20 protein-coding genes are annotated in these 17052 nt (G+C 61.8%); 3 read left to right on the forward strand and 17 right to left on the reverse strand.

All coding sequences use genetic code 11. The features are described from left to right. Positions 1-139: 139 nt before the first annotated feature. From PVZ78_RS26210 to PVZ78_RS26225, 4 genes are all read right to left on the reverse strand, one after another. Entirely contained in the window at positions 140-550 is a 411-nt protein-coding gene (locus PVZ78_RS26210) for a hypothetical protein (RefSeq protein WP_053268877.1), read from the reverse strand. A 119-nt stretch (positions 551-669) separates the two neighbouring features. Next, positions 670-1059: a hypothetical protein gene (locus PVZ78_RS26215; RefSeq protein WP_273829523.1), complete on the reverse strand. Its 390-nt coding sequence runs from the start codon at positions 1057-1059 to the stop codon at positions 670-672. A gap of 28 nt (positions 1060-1087) precedes the next feature. Further along, complete coding sequence (locus PVZ78_RS26220) at positions 1088-1477, reverse strand: hypothetical protein (RefSeq protein WP_053268875.1); 390 nt, start codon at positions 1475-1477, stop codon at positions 1088-1090. Further along, positions 1474-2934, reverse strand: a complete 1461-nt coding sequence (locus tag PVZ78_RS26225; RefSeq protein ID WP_273829524.1) for a PAAR domain-containing protein — start codon at positions 2932-2934, stop codon at positions 1474-1476. Before PVZ78_RS26225 ends, PVZ78_RS26220 begins: the two co-directional genes overlap by 4 nt. A gap of 264 nt (positions 2935-3198) precedes the next feature. On the opposite strand from PVZ78_RS26225, the gene PVZ78_RS26230 reads away from it, so the two are divergent. Then, positions 3199-3678: a DUF6392 family protein gene (locus PVZ78_RS26230; RefSeq protein WP_273829525.1), complete on the forward strand. Its 480-nt coding sequence runs from the start codon at positions 3199-3201 to the stop codon at positions 3676-3678. A 12-nt stretch (positions 3679-3690) separates the two neighbouring features. Here PVZ78_RS26230 and PVZ78_RS26235 read toward each other — a convergent pair whose 3' ends face one another. From PVZ78_RS26235 to PVZ78_RS26255, 5 genes are all read right to left on the reverse strand, one after another. Further along, the gene (locus PVZ78_RS26235) at positions 3691-3930 is read right to left on the reverse strand and encodes a pyocin S6 family toxin immunity protein (RefSeq protein ID WP_273829526.1); all 240 of its coding nucleotides are present in this window, start codon (positions 3928-3930) and stop codon (positions 3691-3693) included. A gap of 144 nt (positions 3931-4074) precedes the next feature. After that, positions 4075-5163 carry a DUF3396 domain-containing protein gene (locus PVZ78_RS26240; protein ID WP_273829527.1) on the reverse strand — a complete coding sequence of 363 codons (1089 nt, stop codon included), beginning with the start codon at positions 5161-5163 and terminating at the stop codon, positions 4075-4077. Between the two features lie 343 nt (positions 5164-5506). Then, the gene (locus PVZ78_RS26245) at positions 5507-6004 is read right to left on the reverse strand and encodes an RES family NAD+ phosphorylase (RefSeq protein ID WP_009048639.1); all 498 of its coding nucleotides are present in this window, start codon (positions 6002-6004) and stop codon (positions 5507-5509) included. Further along, entirely contained in the window at positions 6004-6600 is a 597-nt protein-coding gene (gene parS / locus PVZ78_RS26250; RefSeq protein ID WP_273829528.1) for a type II RES/Xre toxin-antitoxin system antitoxin, read from the reverse strand. Before parS ends, PVZ78_RS26245 begins: the two co-directional genes overlap by 1 nt. Positions 6601-6726: 126 nt before the next feature. Continuing rightward, complete coding sequence (locus PVZ78_RS26255; RefSeq protein ID WP_273829529.1) at positions 6727-7041, reverse strand: hypothetical protein; 315 nt, start codon at positions 7039-7041, stop codon at positions 6727-6729. Between the two features lie 329 nt (positions 7042-7370). Between PVZ78_RS26255 and PVZ78_RS26260 the strand changes: the two genes are divergently transcribed. Beyond that, on the forward strand, positions 7371-8204 hold the full coding sequence (locus PVZ78_RS26260; RefSeq protein WP_273829530.1) for a DeoR/GlpR family DNA-binding transcription regulator: 834 nt from the start codon (positions 7371-7373) through the stop codon (positions 8202-8204). 21 nt (positions 8205-8225) lie between these two features. On the opposite strand, the gene PVZ78_RS26265 is transcribed toward PVZ78_RS26260, so the two are convergent. The 6 genes from PVZ78_RS26265 to ltnD form a co-directional block, all read right to left on the reverse strand. After that, positions 8226-8639, reverse strand: a complete 414-nt coding sequence (locus PVZ78_RS26265; RefSeq protein WP_053268866.1) for a hypothetical protein — start codon at positions 8637-8639, stop codon at positions 8226-8228. A 165-nt stretch (positions 8640-8804) separates the two neighbouring features. After that, the gene (otnI, locus tag PVZ78_RS26270) at positions 8805-9587 is read right to left on the reverse strand and encodes a 2-oxo-tetronate isomerase (protein ID WP_273829531.1); all 783 of its coding nucleotides are present in this window, start codon (positions 9585-9587) and stop codon (positions 8805-8807) included. A 19-nt stretch (positions 9588-9606) separates the two neighbouring features. Continuing rightward, a complete protein-coding gene (locus PVZ78_RS26275; RefSeq protein ID WP_124301462.1) occupies positions 9607-11067 on the reverse strand; it encodes a GntT/GntP/DsdX family permease in 1461 nt (486 codons plus the stop codon). A 192-nt stretch (positions 11068-11259) separates the two neighbouring features. Next, on the reverse strand, positions 11260-11910 hold the full coding sequence (otnC, locus tag PVZ78_RS26280) for a 3-oxo-tetronate 4-phosphate decarboxylase (protein WP_009048632.1): 651 nt from the start codon (positions 11908-11910) through the stop codon (positions 11260-11262). Continuing rightward, positions 11907-13199 (reverse strand): 3-oxo-tetronate kinase, encoded by a 1293-nt coding sequence (otnK, locus tag PVZ78_RS26285; RefSeq protein WP_273829532.1) that lies wholly within the window; start codon positions 13197-13199, stop codon positions 11907-11909. Before otnK ends, otnC begins: the two co-directional genes overlap by 4 nt. A 10-nt stretch (positions 13200-13209) precedes the next feature. After that, positions 13210-14115, reverse strand: a complete 906-nt coding sequence (gene ltnD / locus PVZ78_RS26290) for an L-threonate dehydrogenase (RefSeq protein ID WP_009048630.1) — start codon at positions 14113-14115, stop codon at positions 13210-13212. Between the two features lie 480 nt (positions 14116-14595). Between ltnD and PVZ78_RS26295 the strand changes: the two genes are divergently transcribed. Beyond that, complete coding sequence (locus tag PVZ78_RS26295) at positions 14596-14949, forward strand: hypothetical protein (RefSeq protein ID WP_023969095.1); 354 nt, start codon at positions 14596-14598, stop codon at positions 14947-14949. Between the two features lie 52 nt (positions 14950-15001). Here PVZ78_RS26295 and PVZ78_RS26300 read toward each other — a convergent pair whose 3' ends face one another. Then, complete coding sequence (locus PVZ78_RS26300) at positions 15002-16039, reverse strand: hypothetical protein (protein WP_273829533.1); 1038 nt, start codon at positions 16037-16039, stop codon at positions 15002-15004. Continuing rightward, positions 16036-17025, reverse strand: coding sequence for a DUF2157 domain-containing protein (locus tag PVZ78_RS26305; RefSeq protein ID WP_124313378.1), 990 nt, complete (start codon positions 17023-17025; stop codon positions 16036-16038). The genes PVZ78_RS26300 and PVZ78_RS26305 overlap by 4 nt, the downstream gene beginning before the upstream one ends. Between the last annotated feature and the right edge of the window lie 27 nt (positions 17026-17052).

The following is a 17052-nucleotide window of genomic DNA, read 5'->3' on the forward strand; positions in this document are numbered from 1 at the left end:
ACTCCATATCGTTGCGCCTGTATCAACGTCGGGCGACCAAACCCGGTCACTGCGTTTGCAGCGATGATCAAAGGCTAGCTCTGGACTCGATACGGGGCAACGACAAAGGCGTGGCAGTTTATGTCCGAACTTCGGGGCCTTAAAGGCCGCCTTTTTTTACATAGCTCCAACACACAGCCATTGCTCCGCCGACCAACACCCCAGCCACGACCAACGCAATATTCACGATATGCAACAGGATCAGCTTGCGCTTTAGGGCCGATGGAAAAGCGTCCAAGTCCGCCTGACTGACTCCGCCGTGACGAAGATAAACTCCGGGAAACGTCATGATCCCCGCAATCGACGCCGTGAGCATGACTGTCCCCCACGGCCCGACGTGCATAAGAAACTTTCTTTGCTGTATTGCCTGGCAATTCTCAAGATGGCCCAACATTTCCTCCCTACGTGAATACCCGACATACAGAAAAACGCCCATCAGGGCAAAGGCACCAACAAGTATTCCGGCAAATGTGAATGCAAGCACAACTGCCGCCAGGTTAAGCAGGCTCAATTGAAAACCTCATAAATAAAGCCCCCTATCGCTTCACCCGCTCCCACTCTAGCCGCATGGAGCTGGGTTGATTTTCATCGCCTCCACTCTACCCGCCTGAATTAATTAATCCTTTACATTCAGGATCTGATTAGCTTTAGAGCAATCAGCTCAACCATAAAGCAAAACAGTAAAACCAACTGCATATTAAACAGCACGACTAACTTCTTCTTAAAAGTCTTAGGAAAATTATTCACATCATCAGCATCCATCAACCCTTTTCTCACATGGTAATTAGGATAGGCTAAGGAACCCGCAATCATCCCTACCATAGCCATGCGACCCCACGCCCCCATATAAAGATAAAACCTATTATTTATTACGGCCTTGCAATTTTTAACACACCCTAAAATCTCATCCATTCGCGTACATCCCCAATAAAAGAACACCCCTGAGACAACCAACCCACCTGATAGAGTTATAAGACCACAAGAGGCAAGCACATACTCCGCCGCACCAAATTTACTCACAGCCTTGCCTCATATTTGATTTTTACGCTCACAACCTGATTAATTTTATAAAAATAAATTCAACTATTAGACAGACCAGGAATACTAACTGCATGTTAAACATTACAATCAGCCTCCGTTTGAGCGGCTCAGGAAAATTATCTACATCGCCAGCATCCATCAGCCCCTTTCTAATTTGATAGCCAGAGTATGCCAAGGCACCCGAAATCATCCCAACCATTAAAAATCGGCCCCAAGCCCCCATATAAAGGTAATACCTTTGGTTATTTACTACTTTGCAGTTTTTCACATACCCCAAAATCTCATCCATTCGGGTGCAGCTCAGATAGAAATACACCCCAGCAGTAATTCCCCCGCCCAAAAACGTGGCTACACCCAAAAAGGTAAGCACGTACTCCGCCGTACTTAACTTACTCATTGCCCGATCTCATAAATATTTTCTCCGAGGAGCTCTCCGAAGGCCCCTCCACCCTTCCCTGCCAAATAGCTCCCCGCTCCCACCACCACCAAACCACAGACAACACCGCCCGTACCCCCTGTAGGAACAGCAACTGCAGCACAGATGGAGGTCATAGCCTGGGTTAAAATCGGGCTGACGATTGCCCCTCCGAACACCCCACCAGCAAAACTCCCCACCTCAGTAAATTTCACCTTCTCGCAAGCCTTTTTATTCCCTGCAGAACAAACATCCTGAACCTTCACATAAGACGCTCCACCGCCCAAAGCCGTCCCAATCCAGCCACCATACTTGAGCACCTTGGAGGCCTTCGAGACACCCTCGATATGCGTGGCATACCCCGGTATCTGCCCCGCTGCTCCCGCTTTAGTCCAATGATGAACCAGGCTGCGGCTGGAAATCCCCAGTGCGGTTTTCAGATCGGGGTGGTCGGGAAAGGCAATGCTCATTTTCGTGATGGTCGTCAGATGGGTGTCCAGCCGGGTAAACAGCGTTCGCCTTTCGGCAAAGAATTGGACGCTGCGTAGATGCCCATCCCGCAGGAAGTACCTTTGATGGAGGGATTCGATTTCCTGCAAGGTCCTTTTAATACTGTCCAGATGATTGCCGGCAGCTGACGTAGCGACACCCAGGCTGGTTGAACCATAAGACAGCACCGACTCGATCTGCTGCCGGTACTGGACCATAAACACCGCCTCCTCAGGAGTGAGGGTGTCCAACGCGGCGCTGACCTTTTCCGCTGCGTCCATCAGCAGTGCTTCTTCACGGGTGCACTGATGGTTTTCGGGGTGGCTGAGGACCACCATCTGGCCGGGTTTGGCGGTGTCCGTCAGTTGGGGGTTGAGCCGACGAAATTTCTCCAGGAGGGCCGCGTCGGGCTGACCGAAAAGCACCACTTCGAGGGCTGCACGGCTCATCGGAGACTGAACGATATAAAAGCCCGGCTCTACGCTTTGTTGTGACGCCTGAGCGCGCGCTGACAGCGCCGTTTCGCTGATGGGCGTCAGCCCCTTTACCTGATCGCGCGGCACCGAATCCGCAAATTGGTTTTGCGAATATCCCCGCCTGATCGCTTCGGCCCATTGATGGGTATTCGCCACAACTTGCGGCACCAAGGCAGCGGGAACAGGAACCGGTGGCTGATTATCCGAGAGGACAGAAGACTGAGTGGCGACAAGACGGTTAGAACCTACAGGGCAGCCACACTGAACAGCGCACCCTTCCACCGCAATGGCCTGTTGGTTATCCAGCCATGTGTTATGGCCCTCCGCGATATAACCCACCGACTGGCACACCGGGCACCACACGGGGTCGGTGATGCGTGCAACTTTGCGGTACTCAACGATAGTCGTTGATGAACCTGCGATAACCTTCCCACCCGTCGTGGTCGGGTCTCCTTCCCTGATGACATAGGCCATGAGTACATCCTGAGTGTCTGAGAAATTCAGGCACCGACCCTATCAATGCAGAAAAGTCGTAAATATCAGAGCTTTCCCAAAGCTCCGTACTAAAAGTCTCTATGAACTGCAGGAAGCGAATAAGAACTATCAGAAGCTCCTGATTTCGCTCTTCCAACTGCTGAAGCTAGCCTGCTTGCTTCTCGCCCCCTGGAACTTGTATATGACCGATTTTGCTAGCCAAAATCAGAGATCCCATCATCAGCCCGAGCCAAGGTATTACTGATGAGCACAATAACAATTCAGCAATGGATAAACGGCCTCGGCCGAACTTACGAACAGCTTGTGGCGGCTGGCGTTGTGCCGAATAGCCCCTTAATCCCTCTATTTGAGGAGAGTGAAAACGACGATTTAATCCAACGACCTGCGTCTGGGGTCGAGCTGTGGTTTTGGGCGAAAAACAGACGTTTGGAACAGGTAATGATTACTCTGCTACCAACAGTTGGTCAGCCAGTCTATACGGGCAGCCTACCGAGCCCGTTCATCCTGGAGATGGATCAAAAGTCTGTACGCAATGCTCTGGGCGAGCCGGTGGCATCTCAAGGGCCGGTCACACTTCCGGGCGGGCGTGGTAAGCGTGGCGGTTCGGACACTTATCGCCTGTCCTCTGAATCCCACCCCAACGCCAAGGTGACCCTCGGCTATCTGGAAAACTTTGCGGTGAACAACATCAGCTTCTCCCTGATCGACAAGGGGCACGACTGATGATGGGTGGAGCTACGCCACCACACCAATAAACATATCGAGGTGATCGGGTAAGGACTCTTTAATGGCTGCAGCTATTTGCATGACCTGCTCATTGGTCAGTGGTAGCTCACCATCGGCTTCTGCGGCGAGGCTTTCCCAGCCCAAAATATCCATGGTCTTCTGTTCAAACTCTGCAGCGACGTCCAGCTCATACTTTAATGAAGTGTCGTCAAAGCCATCGGGTGAAAAGCCGGTGAGGTATCCCGGCAAACAAAAAGGCCAATACCGTTGCCATCGTGCTCAGCAAACTCACTTGCCAGCCTCGTAGATGATCTCATCCATGATTTCACCCCCTTTCTCTCCGGCCTTCCCCGCAGCATAAGAAGCCACGCCGGCAATGCATCCTGAGCAAAACTAAAGGCGCTCTACCAAGGTGCTCGCAGCGTCCTGGCTGGGTTCGTCAGCAAGCAGCCTGGCACGCCAGCCAGCTATCTCACTCTCATCCACATCCAGGCGTTTGAGCCACTGATCGGCCGACCAGCCGACCAGGCGCAGTTCGCCGTCGTGAGAGCCACCGTGCAACGAACCCACGGTCTCGTAGCGGATACCCTTGAGGACATGGTTCAGCAGTACGTAGGGGGCTGGTCGCGGGTCTTCGGCATCGCCGCCGAGGTAGGGGTAGGCTCCGGCCTGGATCACCACACCGGCACCGTAGTCGTAGAAAGCGAAATGGCTGGAAGGCAGTTGGGCACGCAAAGCGTCCAGCCCCCCAACCAGGTCCAGGCGTTCCTGATCGAGTACGGTTAGCCAACTGACGGTCTTGATCCTGGTGGGTTTGAACTTCGGACGATTAGCCAGCAATCCCGCAGTGCCGACATCCAGGCCAGGCATGCGCGCCGCCATAAAAGCCTCAGTCGGCTGATTATCGTCCCGGTTGGTTATTGAGAGGTTGTAGGCATGGCCAGCATAGCCCTGCTCTGGGTTCAGTCGCCGTGCAAAGTCCAGGAACAGTTGCAAGAATCTCAGTGGCTGCTGTTCCTGGTAGAGAAGTGGTATGGAGAACTCCAGAACGCTAAGGTCATCCCCTATCTTGGCTTCCCAAGCAGCTTGGCCAAAAATATCGAAGTACCAAGCGCTCGCATCGTTAGATTGCTTGCCGCTGGTGTAGTAAAAGCTCAGCGGGTAATCCTCATCCATATTGGCCAACATGTCGCGCAACGGCTTTGCATCAGGGTACGCCGTCAGCGGCTTGCCCTCTGGCGGTTCCTCACGCCAAAGCCAGGTGAGATAAGGCTCGGCCAGTCTCTTGAACTCGTCGAAACATTGGCACAGTGCCTCGCGCACCCGAGGGGTATGGGCCTCCTTGAAGTAGAGCGTGCCCCGTAGACAGAGCACGGCGCCGATATAGTCCTCGGGGCCACCCTTCATTAGCAGGTTGCCGGGCACTTCCAGCAGATGAGGCTGTTTGGCCAGCTCCTCAGCCAAATTGAACTCCTGTTCCATAAGACTTCCTCCGAATTAATAGGCCAGTTCACTGCCCTTCCTCTACGGTGTATTTCACTATGGGCCTTCCTTGAAGTTGTACATGCCGCCCAAGGGCAGCGTGAGTTGGCCTGCGTATCGAGGGAGGTAAGTGAGCGCCCCCCACTGGCCAGACTTAGTGCGTGAACAGTTTCATTGGGATCCTGTCCGCTTCCACATTGCAAAAAAATGCCCCCATCAGGATGGAGGCAAAATTGTCAGCAGTTGGCGGTGGAACGTTACGCCAAATGGCTACAAACAGGCTGTAGGACAGTTCTGAACTGAAGACCCCAAAAGTCTCTTTGTGATGTGAGTTGCTTCTCCCTTAACGCTCCGGCGGACTCAACCTTCCATCCAGCGCAAAGCGCTCCTGCAACACCAGCTCATACAACCCCGTGGCCAGTAATGGGTTGATCAGCAGGTTCCAGCTATGGCGCGACACGCTGGAGGGGATCAGCACGAAGGGGTGCTGTTCCAGCAGGCTGGCGCCGAAGGCTTGTTGGCTGTGGCTGGGGGTGCCGGGGATCAGCCAGTTGGGGTTGGGGATGTCTTCGGGACGGACGGTGTGGACCTTTGAGGGGTCCAGCACCCGGGCTGCGGTCAGGGTGTGGGGCAGGCAGTCGAGGGCCTTGAAGCCCTTGTGCACCGCCACCTCCAGGATGGCGGTCGAGGCGTCCAGGCTGGCGTACACCACTTGCAGCCCCTTGGGGTTCCAGCGGCCGCCGCTGCCTTCGGCGCCGATGCCGCTGTTCCAGGTCGAGGCATGCCGGGCCTGGTCGAGGCGCCAGAAATGCAGGGACGGGGCCAGGGGGTCGGTGAGCATCAGTAGACCCCGAACTCGAGCCGGTGCAGAAAGTCCGTCACCAGTTCATAGCCCACCGGGTTGGCCAGCAGGTCGATGGGGACTTCGCCATCCAGGCCCAGGGCCGGCTGGGTCATCCAGTCTTCGGCCAGCGCCCGCGAGCCCAGCACCGCCTCGGCCTTTTCCAGCACTTGCGCGTAGTGCAAGGCGCGGGCGCTCTGTTCGGGGGTCAGGGCCTGGTCCTGGTTCTTCAGCCGCCGCGCCAGGGTGCGCTCGGAGAAACCGACGATCTTCGACAGCACGTTGTAGCGCTTGAAGGCCTCGACCGACTCCACCAGCTCGATCACCGCGCCGAGGGAGAACCCCAGCTGGGTGGCCCTGAAGACCGCCATGGGGTCATCGGCGTCGGTGCCCGGCAGCAGCCCGCGCACCATGGGCGAAGGCAGCGCATAGACCGCCGCCTCTTCGCTCAGCAGGTTCACCTTGGCCTTGGGGCTGCGGCTTGCGGAGGGCTTGCGCGGTTCGACCTTGGCGATGGCCTTGGGCGCAACGCCCTTGACCTTCTCGGCCTTGGCTGAAGGTTTCACGGTGGCGGTATTCTTGGCGGCGGCGGTCATGCTCATCTCCCTGCCTGATGACAGATGGCATTAATAATAATGCCATTTGGCAAAAGAAAGAACCGCCAGCTTACCAACGGTCGCCAGGGCCCGGTGACGCTTCGCCGGCATGCGCCACGGCGCCGCTCAGCCCTGCGCCCGCTCCAACGCCCGTTCGATATCCTCGGCGGCAACCGCAGTGCCCTCCAGCCATAGGCTGTTGTCGGCCAGGCGAATGCTCAGGCAGAGCGCCTCACGATCTCCGGGGTACTGGCGCAGCAGCAGTTCCACCGCCGTTGTCGATTGCGAGCTGGATACCAGGTCCCAGGGCCCGCCGCTCAGGTCCAGCAGCACCCGGCCATCGCGGCCATCCACCACCTTCGGTGCATACACCCAATGGCTCATGCGCATTTCATGGGGCTCGACGCTGATGGTCAGGTGTTCATAACGTTTGGGGTCCATGACCGTTCCTTGGTAACCGCTGGTACACGCCATTCTGTATGGGCGAGGCTTGCCCGCGATAGCCGTCACGCGCAATGCCGGGGTACCGCGTTATCGTTCATCGCGAGCAAGCTGCGCTCCTACAGAAGAAGCACGCGCAATCTTGTAGGAGCGAGGCTTGCCCGCGATAGCTATCACGCGCAATACCGGGATACCACGCTATCGCTCATCGCGGGCAAGCCTCGCTCCTACGGAAGAAGCCGGCGTGCACCGCTTCTCGTCCACACCTCGCGGATTCGCTACTATGTCCGCCAGTTACCCGCCTTCTGCCCAACCACTGCGGAGCCTCAATGCCCAACCCCAAGGTCATCGCCAGCGATAGCGGCGCCCCGATGATTCCCGAGCAGCGTCGCGAGCTGATTTTGCGCCAGTTGCGCAAGCATCAGGTGTTGAGCGTGCATCAGTTGATGGAGATGTTCGACTGTTCGCACATGACGGTGCGCCGCGACATTGCCCTGCTGGAGCAGGAAGGCCGGGCCTATTCGGTGACCGGTGGGGTGCGTATCGCCAGCCAGTTGCACAGCGAGCCGAGCCACCAGAGCAAGGCGGTGGTCGAGCTGCCGCAGAAGCAGGCCATGGCCCGGCTGGCGGCGCGCCTGCTGCACGCGGACATGACGGTGTACCTGGACGCCGGCACCAGCACCCTGGAGATCGTGCCGTACATCAAGGCGCTGTCGGGCATGACGGTGGTGACCAACGACTTCGGTATCGTCCAGGCGCTGATGGAGGCGCCGCAGGTGACGGTGATCCACACCGGCGGCCAGCTCGACCACGACAACCATTCCTGCGTCGGCGGGCTGGCGGTGGCGACCCTGCGTCAGGTAGTGACCGATATCGCCTTTATGTCCACCAGCTCCTGGGACCTGCGCCGCGGCATCACCACGCCGTCGGCGTTGAAGGTCGAGGTCAAGCAGGTGGCGATGCAGTCGGCGTCCCAGGTGGTGCTGGTGGCCAGCAGTTCGAAGTACGGCACCTTCAGCATGTACCGCATCGCCGGGCTGGAGCAGTTCGACGTGATCATCAGCGACGACGACCTGGCCCAGGCCGCGGCGGACGGGATTCGCAAGCAAGGGGTGGAATTGTTGCTGCCGTCCGACTCGCAAGCGGTTGCAGCGAAAGACTGACAGCCGCAGCGCGGGTGCGGCTCACTGGTGCTGTTTTCTGAACCACAGCACGCAGGCTATATCCCGCAGGTCTTCGCCCAAACCGTCGAGGGCGGCCCGGGTGGTACGGCGAATGCGCCGCAGCCACTCCACCACCGCGCACAGGCTGGCGAAAAAGAACAGCAGCACGAACAGTTGCCGCAGGCCAAAGCCCTGGTCCAGCCCCTGGGCGCGGAAGTGGTTCCACAGCCAGAGGCCGCAGGCGGCGCTCAGCACCACCAGCAGCACGCTGGCGATATTGATCCACTGGCCGAGGATGGTGGTGCGCCGGGCGCGGCGGTATTCGCGCTCGATGCGCTCCAGGGTCACGGTGGGGATCTGTTCCCAATGCAGATCGCGCGGGCGGCAAGGCGCATCGTCCAGGCCCGACTGATCGACGAATATCGACTTTTCCATGTTCCCCGCTCCCATTGATGGCACCAGTGATGGCCCTGGCGACAGGGAGCCAATGTACCCGCAGGTGGGAGGCGAAGGCCGACACCTTCAGAAATGTTCAGATTCGCGCAGAATCACGCTTCGCGGGCGGCACGCACTGACCAGTGCAGCCGCCCTGCCCGCCCCTCAGAAGGCTTTCCAGTCCCGCAGCCATTGCAGGCCAGCCGAGGTATCGCCCCGCGGCCGGTACTCGCAACCGACCCAGCCGTCGTATCCCAACTGGTCCATAAGCCCGAACAGGTAGGGGTAGTTCAGCTCGCCCAGGTCCGGCTCGTGGCGGTCCGGCACGCCGGCGATCTGGATATGGCCGATGCCGGCGAAGTCGCGGCGCAGCTTGGTCGCCAGGTCGCCCTCGACGATCTGGCAGTGGTAGCAGTCGAACTGCACCTTGAGGTTGCTCGCGCCGACTTCCTTGCAGATCGCCTGGGCCTGGTCCTGGCGGTTGAGGAAGAAGCCCGGCATGTCGCGGGTGTTGATCGGCTCCAGCAGCACCGTGACGCCGACCTTGGCCGCCTGGGCGGTGGCGTAGGCCAGGTTCTCCAGGTACACCGCGTGATGGCGTTCGCGCAGGCTTTCCGAGGGCAGCAGGCCGGCCATCACATGGATCCGCGAGTTGCCCAGCACCGCGGCGTACTCCAGGGCGCGGTCGAAGCCGGTGCGGAATTCCGCCTCGCGCCCCGGCAGGGTCACGGTGCCCCGCTCGCCCGCCGCCCAGTCGCCGGGCGGCGCGTTGAACAGCGCCTGGACCAGGCCGTTGTCGCTCAGGCACTGCTTGAGTTCCTCGGCGCTGTAGTCGTAGGGGAACAGGTATTCCACCGCTTCGAAACCGTCGGCCGCCGCCGCGGCGAAACGGTCGAGAAACCCGTGTTGCGGGTAGAGCATGCTTAGGTTGGCAGCAAAACGAGGCATGTTGGCTCCTAAAAACGGCTCAGACAAAAGGCCAGATCAGCAAGGTAATACAGAAACCCAGGGTACCGAGCAAGGTAGTGATGACGGTCCAGGTGCGCAGGCCGTCGGCCACGTTGAGCCCGGCGAGCTTGGTGAAGATCCAGTAGCCGGCGTCGTTGATATGCGACATCGCCAGCCCGCCACCGCCCATGGCCAGGCACAGCAGCGCCATGTGGTTGGGGGTCAGGTTCAGGGTGGCGATCAGCGGGCTGATGATCCCGGCGGTGGTCACCAGGGCCACGGTGGTCGAACCCTGCACCGCGCGCAGCAGCATGGTCAGCAAGAAGCCCAGGGCCAGCACCGGCAGGCCGGTGGTGCGCAGCAGGTCGGAGACCACCGCGCCGATCCCGGTGTCCACCAGCACCTTGCCGAACACCCCGCCGGCCCCGGCGATCAGGATCACCATGGCCACGCCCGGCAAGGCCGAGCCGATCACGTCCGACACCTGGCTGCGGCTCCAGCCACGGCGCGAACCCAGCAGCCAGGCGCACAGCAAGGTATCGATCAGCAGCGCCACCAGCGGCGCGCCGAGCACGGTCATGACACCGCGCAAGGTCGATTCGGCCGGCAGCAGCGAAGTGGCCAGGGTGCCCAGCAGGATCAGCACGATCGGCAACAGGATCAGGCTGACGATCAGGGCGAAACCGGGCGCAGGCGCGGGCGGCAGCTTGGCGACTATGGCGCTGGTGGATTCTTCCAGGCCCATGTGGGACACCGCCACCGCGGCCTGTTGCGGGTCCTTGGCATTGCCGTTGGTCCAGGCCAGCAGGTCCTCGTTGGTCACGTGGGGGCCATAGACTTCGGCGCGGATGTCGTCGGTCATCGGGTAGAAGCGCCGGGTCATGCGCCCGGCCACGCGGTAGCCGACGTAACACAGGAAGGCGGTGATCGGCAGGCCGAACATCAGCACCCGGCCCAGGTCGGCGCCCAGCTGGCTGGCCGCGGCCACGGCGCCCGGATGGGGCGGCAGGAACGCATGCACGGTGAGCAGCGCCGCGCACATCGGCAAGGCGAACACCAGCAGCGGCTTGCGCGCCCGGCGGGCCACGCCATAGGCCAGCGGCATGAGGATGATCACCCCCACCTCGAAGAACACCGGCACGCCGATGATGAACCCGGCGATGGTCAGCGCCAGCGGCGTGCGGCGGTTGCCGAAACGCTCGATCAGCGACTTGGCCAGGGCCTCGGCGCCGCCGGACAGTTCGATGATCCGCCCGATCATCGCGCCCAAGGCAATGATGATCGCGATATGGCCGAGGGTCTTGCCCATGCCGCCTTCGATGGTCGCCACCAGGTCGGCCGGTTTCACCCCGGCCACCAGCGCCACCAGGATGCTCACCAGCATCAGCGCGACAAAGGGCTGGAACTTGTACTTGAGCACCAGGAACAGCAGCAGCGCGATGCCCGCGCCGGCCGTCAACATCAGGATAAGCGGGCTCATTGCGCGGCACCTCCCTCATAAGAGAAAGAAGCGCTGGTGAAACCAAAACAGCTGCAGTCAGGGAACGTCATGCGGGGATGTCCTGTTGTTATTGTTTTTTCAGGCAAGCCGGGGCCCTCGAGAGCCTGACGACGACTCCCGGGCAGTGCTTGCAATGTCGGTTTACAGTTTCGAGTTGCAGCGGCGCGCTACCTACCAGTGCGCGCCGAAGGTCTCGCGCAGCTCATCCAGGGCTGCCTGATCCAGCGGCGCGGGCTTGGGGTTGCTCATCAGCCAGAGTCGCGCGGTTTCTTCCAGTTCTTCCAGGGCGTAGCTGGCCTTGGCCACCGAGCTTTCCCAGACCACCGGCCCCAGGCGCTCGAGCATCACCCCGCGCACGCTGTTGGCCAGTTGCGCCACCTGCTCGGCGACCTTGGGCGAACCCGGGCGCTGGTAGCCGATCAGCGGAATGTGCCCGACCTTCATCACCTGGTACGGCGTCAGCGGCGGCAGGATGTCGTCCGGCCGCCATACGCCGGCCAGGGTCAGCGCCACCAGGTGGGTGGAATGGGTGTGCACCACGCCACCGACGCTCGGGTTGCGGTCATAGACCTGGCGATGCAGGGCCAGGGTCTTGGATGGCTTGTTGCCGGACACCCACTCCCCCGCCAGGTTGACCTTGGCGATGGCCGCCGGATCGAGGCGACCGAGGCAGACATCGGTCGGGGTGATCAGCCAGCCATCGTCGAGGCGCGCACTGATATTGCCGGCGCTGCCCACGGTGTAGCCGCGCTGGTAGAGGCTGCGACCGACGTCGCAGATCTCTTCGCGCAGGGCCTGTTCCTGGTTCGCCGCGGCGCTCATTGGCCACCTCCGGCCAGTTGCTTAAGGGCCTTGGCAAAGAAGTCGCGGCTGCCGAAGTTGCCGGACTTCAGGGCCAGCGCCAGGGGCTCGACGGCGTTGCTGAGGGTGGCCGGCACGCCCGGGTCGATCTGCGCGCCGATCTGCAACAGATTTACCCCGAGCGCCTTGACCACCGCGCCGGAGGTTTCGCCACCGGCAATCACAAAGCGGCGCACGCCGTTCTGGCGCAGGCCCGCGGCGATCTCGCCCAGGGCGTTTTCCACCAGGGTGCCGGCGCGCTCGACGCCGAGTTGCTGTTGCACCGCCTTGACCTCGGCCGGGGTGCTGGTGGCGTAGATCAGTACGGTTTCGTCACTGTCGCGGGCAAAGGCCAGGGCCTGCTCCACCACCGGTTCGCCGGCGGCCAGGGCCATGGGGTCGATGCGCAGTGCCGGACGATCAGCCTCCAGCCAGGCCGCGACCTGGCCGATGGTGGCCACCGAAGCGCTGCCGGCCAGCACCACTTCACCGCCTTCGACGGTCGGCAACGACGCCGCATCGAAGTCGCGCAGCTTGCCAGCGCGGCGGAAGTTGCCCGGCAGGCCCAGGGCCAGGCCCGAGCCGCCGGTCAGCAGCGGCAGCTCGGCGCAGGCGCTGCCGAGGGTGTAGAGGTCCTGGTCGGACAGCGCATCGGCGATGGCCATGCCGATCCCCTGCTGGCGCAGTTCGGCGATCTTCGCCCGCACCGCCTCGACGCCCCCGGCAATGCTGTCGTAGCGCAGCAGGCCGACTTTCAGCTGGGTCTGGGCCTGCAGCACGCGCACCAGGTTGGCGTCGGTCATCGGCGTCAGCGGGTGATGCTGCATGCCCGACTCGCTGAGCAACTGGTCCTGGACGAACAGGTGGCCACGGAAGATGGTCCGACCGTTTTCCGGGAACGCCGGGCAGGCCAGGGTGAAATCGCTGTTCAGGGCCTTGAGCAGGGCCTCGCTGACCTGGCCGATATTGCCGGCGGCGGTGGAATCGAAGGTCGAGCAGTACTTGAAGAAGATCTGCTCGCAGCCCTGTTCGCGCAGCCAGCCCAGGGCCGCGAGGGATTCCTCGACCGCCTCGGCAACCGGCGTGGTGCGCGACTTGAGGGCGATGACGATGGCGTCGGCATTCAGCCCGGCCGCCACTTCACGGCTCGGGATACCGATGCTTTGCACCGTGCGCATGCCGCCGCGCACCAGCATGTTGGCGAGGTCGGTGGCGCCGGTGAAATCGTCGGCGATGCAGCCCAGCAACGGGCGTGCGGTGGAATCGGTCATGGAGCGTTCCTCAGACAGGCTCGGGCTTGGCGGTCGGCAGGTCGATGCCCGGGAAAATCTTGATCACCGCCGAGTCGTCCTCGCGGCCGAAACCGGCGCTGGAGGCCTGCATGAACATCTGGTGCGCGGTGGCCGACAGCGGCAGCGGGAATTTGCTGGCGCGGGCGGTATCCAGCACCAGGCCCAGGTCCTTGACGAAGATGTCCACCGCCGACAGTGGCGTGTAGTCGGCCTTGAGGATGTGCGGCACGCGGTTCTCGAACATCCAGGAGTTGCCGGCGCTGTGGGTGATCACTTCGTACAGGGCGTCGGCGTCCACCCCTTCGCGCAGGCCCAGGGCCATGGCTTCGGCGGACGCGGCGATGTGCACCCCAGCCAGCAGCTGGTTGATGATCTTGACCTTGGAACCCAGGCCGTGGGCGTCGCCCAGGCGATAGACCTTGCCCGCCATGCCGGCGAGTATCGCTTCGGCCTTGGCGTAGGCGGCCGCCGGGCCGGAGGTCATCATGGTCATCTCGCCGGCGGCGGCCTTGGCCGCGCCACCGGAGATCGGCGCGTCGAGGTACAGCAGGCCCTGCTCGGCCAGGCGCTCGCCCAGCTCCACGGCGTAGGTCGGCGCCACGGTGGCGCAACCGATCACCAGGCTGCCGGCACCCAAGGCCGACACGGCGCCCTCTCCACCGAACAGCACGGTTTCGGTCTGCTCGGCGTTGACCACCACCGTGATGATCACATCGCAGGCTTCGGCCATCCGCGCCGGCGACGCACAGGCCACCCCGCCTTCGCTGGCGAACTGTTGGGTGACCGCTTCACGCACGTCACAGGCATGCACATTGAAACCCGCGCGCAGCAGCGAGCGGGCAATGCCCAGGCCCATCGCGCCCAGGCCGACAACACCGACATTCTTGTTATTCATGGGGTACTCCAGAGAAGACAGCAGCCTGGTCCACGCCGGCAAGGCGCGGGCGGCGGGCCGCGGGATAAATGGGAGCACGGGCGGCGGGGGCGACAGGGTCGCTTGGCAGGTGAATCGAGACCTTGTCGGACATCGAGGGGCCGTCCTGTGATTTGTTGTTATCAGGTTGTGGCCGATCATCTACCAATGAACAGATTATGTGAAGTATTTTTTCAATCTAACATTTATTAACACTGCCGAACACGAACGCCAGGCACCCCGCGACAGCCTTGCAGCCCGCGCAGAGTCAAACAGACGAGCGGTAGCCCATTGCGACCAGCGCACTGATCTGCGTCAACCAGGCGTCTAAACTCGAGACCGATGCTGTTAGGCGCAACATCAACGATCAGCGGTACCGCCCTTCATCGTCCACCGATTGACGGTGGGCGCCGGACAGCGCTGTATGGTCAATTCCGCAATGCTTGAACAAGGATATTCAACATGGCAAAGATCAATGTATTGGCTGGTGATTTTCTACAAGGGAATGGTGAGTACCGTCAGGGAGTCTTCAGGTTGGCCACAGCCACCAACCCCTCGCCGGGGGTCGAGGTCAAAGCCTGCGCATTCAAACATCTGGAAATCGCGACACAGGACAGCATCACCAACAGGGACGCCATTGGCTACGGCATTGCCGGGGCCATGCTGCTGGGTCCGGTGGGTGCTCTGGCGGGCTACCTGATAGCCGGCAAGGAAACCGAGGTGACCTTCATCGCCACCTTCAAGGATGGCCGCAAACTGCTGGCGGCCACAGACAGCGAAACCTACCGGGATATTGAAAAACGACTGACGGCCTGACGCCTGTCGTTTGCCCATGCCCGCAGCTTCGGGCATGGGCTACTCCCCTGCCCTACACCGATTCCGCTTCGCCCGGCCCAGCCCGGCGTTGCTGGCGTTTGCCTTCCAGCCAGACCACCAGCCCCAGCAGGCTGCCGCCGGCGATCAGCAGGCTGACGAACCAGCCCAGGGTTTCCGCCAGCTGGGTGAAGAACAGCGTGTACAGCTGGATGATGAAGAAGGTCGCGCCATAACCCACCAGCATGGAAAAGCGCAGGCGAATGCCCAGTGCCAACAGGCCCAGGCTGAACGCCGCCCACAGCCCGTTGAACAACACCAGCTCGCCGGACTCGGCCAGGTGCCAGGGGCCGTCGATCAGGTCGTAGCTGCCGAACAGCGACAGCAGCCACAACGCCATCTGGGCCATGAACAGCCCGGCGGAAATCCACACCTTGGCAAAGCCGCGATAACGGGCAAGCGTTGACGCCTCGCCCCACAGATGAACAAAGCCGAACAGGGCCATGGCCAGGGCCGCGCCGAGGAAACGCAGCGGATAGTTCATGCCGAACCAGTAGGCGCCCCAGCCCGACTCGTAACCGCTGCGCCCGCCGAACCAGACGAAGAACAGCACGCTGCACAGGGTCAGCAGCAAGGCGTTGTTCAGCACGTAGCTGAGCGCCAGCAACAGCAGCAAGTCCACCAACAACAGCGCCGGCCAGTTGCCCGAGCCGTCGGAGTAGATCATGCCCAGCACCAGGCTCAGGCCGATCAGGGCAAAGCCGCCGAGCAACTCCAGGGTCGCGCCGAGCAGCTTCAACTGCTTGCCCAGCAGCCAGCGCCCGGCGGCGAACAGCCCGACCATCAACACACCGAGGCCACCGGCCAGTTTCGGCAAGGTGAACGTCAGGTGTTCATGCAGCAGGATCAGCAGCCCAGCCGCCAGGCTGATGGCGCCGAAGGTCAGGAACCAGCGCCCCAGGGAACGCCAGTCCCAGCGGGTCAGCGGGTACAGCTCGGCGATCCGCGCGTGGGCCTGGGTGTCGATCAGGCCGTCGCGCAGCCATTGGTCCAGGGCGTTGTGCACCTGGCGATTACGGCGATCCGGGTTCATTGGCCAGCCTCCCCGGCGCGCAGCGCGGTGCGTTCGAACAACCAGCCCAGGAGCATGCCCACTGCGCCGGCGACGGCAAAAAACACCGCGGCGCTCAGCTGTTCCCAGGCGTACTCATAAAAGCGCGTGTACAGGTCGATGCCGAGGAACACCACGCCGAAACCGGTGAAGCTGGGGTGCTTGAAGCGCGCACCGAGTACTAGCTGGACGATGGCGCCGAGGGTGAACAACAGGGTCCAGGTCAGGGGCTGGCGGTAAGCTTCTTCCAGGCTGAGGAACCACAGCGAACAATTGAAGTACAGCAGCCCGAAGATCACATACAGCCGCCCGAAGCCGCTGAAACGGCGCAGGGCGTGATCCTCGGCGCGCTGGTGCCACAGCCCCAGGAGCGCGGTCAGCGCGGCGATCACGGCCATGGAGCGCGGGTCCTGGATGCCGAAATAGTACGTGCCGGAACCGCCATACCACTCCCACGAACCCAGGCCGTGGAAGACGCAGAGCAGGCCCAGCAGCAGCGGCCAGCGCAGGCGATAGCCATAGGCGGTGGCGATGCTCAGGGCGGCGGTGACCAGCAGCGCCAGCGGCAGGTTGCCGAACTCGCCGGTCTCGCTGTCGGAGCTGCCGAGCAACAGGCTGGCGCCCATCAGGATCAGGCCGATGGTCAGGATCGCCACCCCGGTGACCGGCATGCGCCGCGCCGGGTCGCGGGCCAGGCGCGCGCCGATCAGCCACAGCCCGACACCGGCGGCGAAAAACAGCACCGCCCCCACCAGCACCGACTCGGCCAGCAGGCCAATGCCGCCCAGCACCGCCATGCCGATCAGCAGCACCGCGCCGATGCCCAGCCATTGCAAGACCGTGGACAGGCGGTGTTCGGGACGTTCATACAAGGCGCCGAGCCGCTGCTGCGCCTCGGCATCGATCAGGCCACGGTGGCGCCAGTCGGCGATTTCGTGGAGCAACATCTGCTGGGTGGTTTTTCTCATGGCGCTCTTGGTTCAAGGTGTGGACAT

This window comes from Pseudomonas sp. SBT1-2 (assembly GCF_028640875.1).
GTDB lineage: Bacteria > Pseudomonadota > Gammaproteobacteria > Pseudomonadales > Pseudomonadaceae > Aquipseudomonas > Aquipseudomonas chlororaphis_I.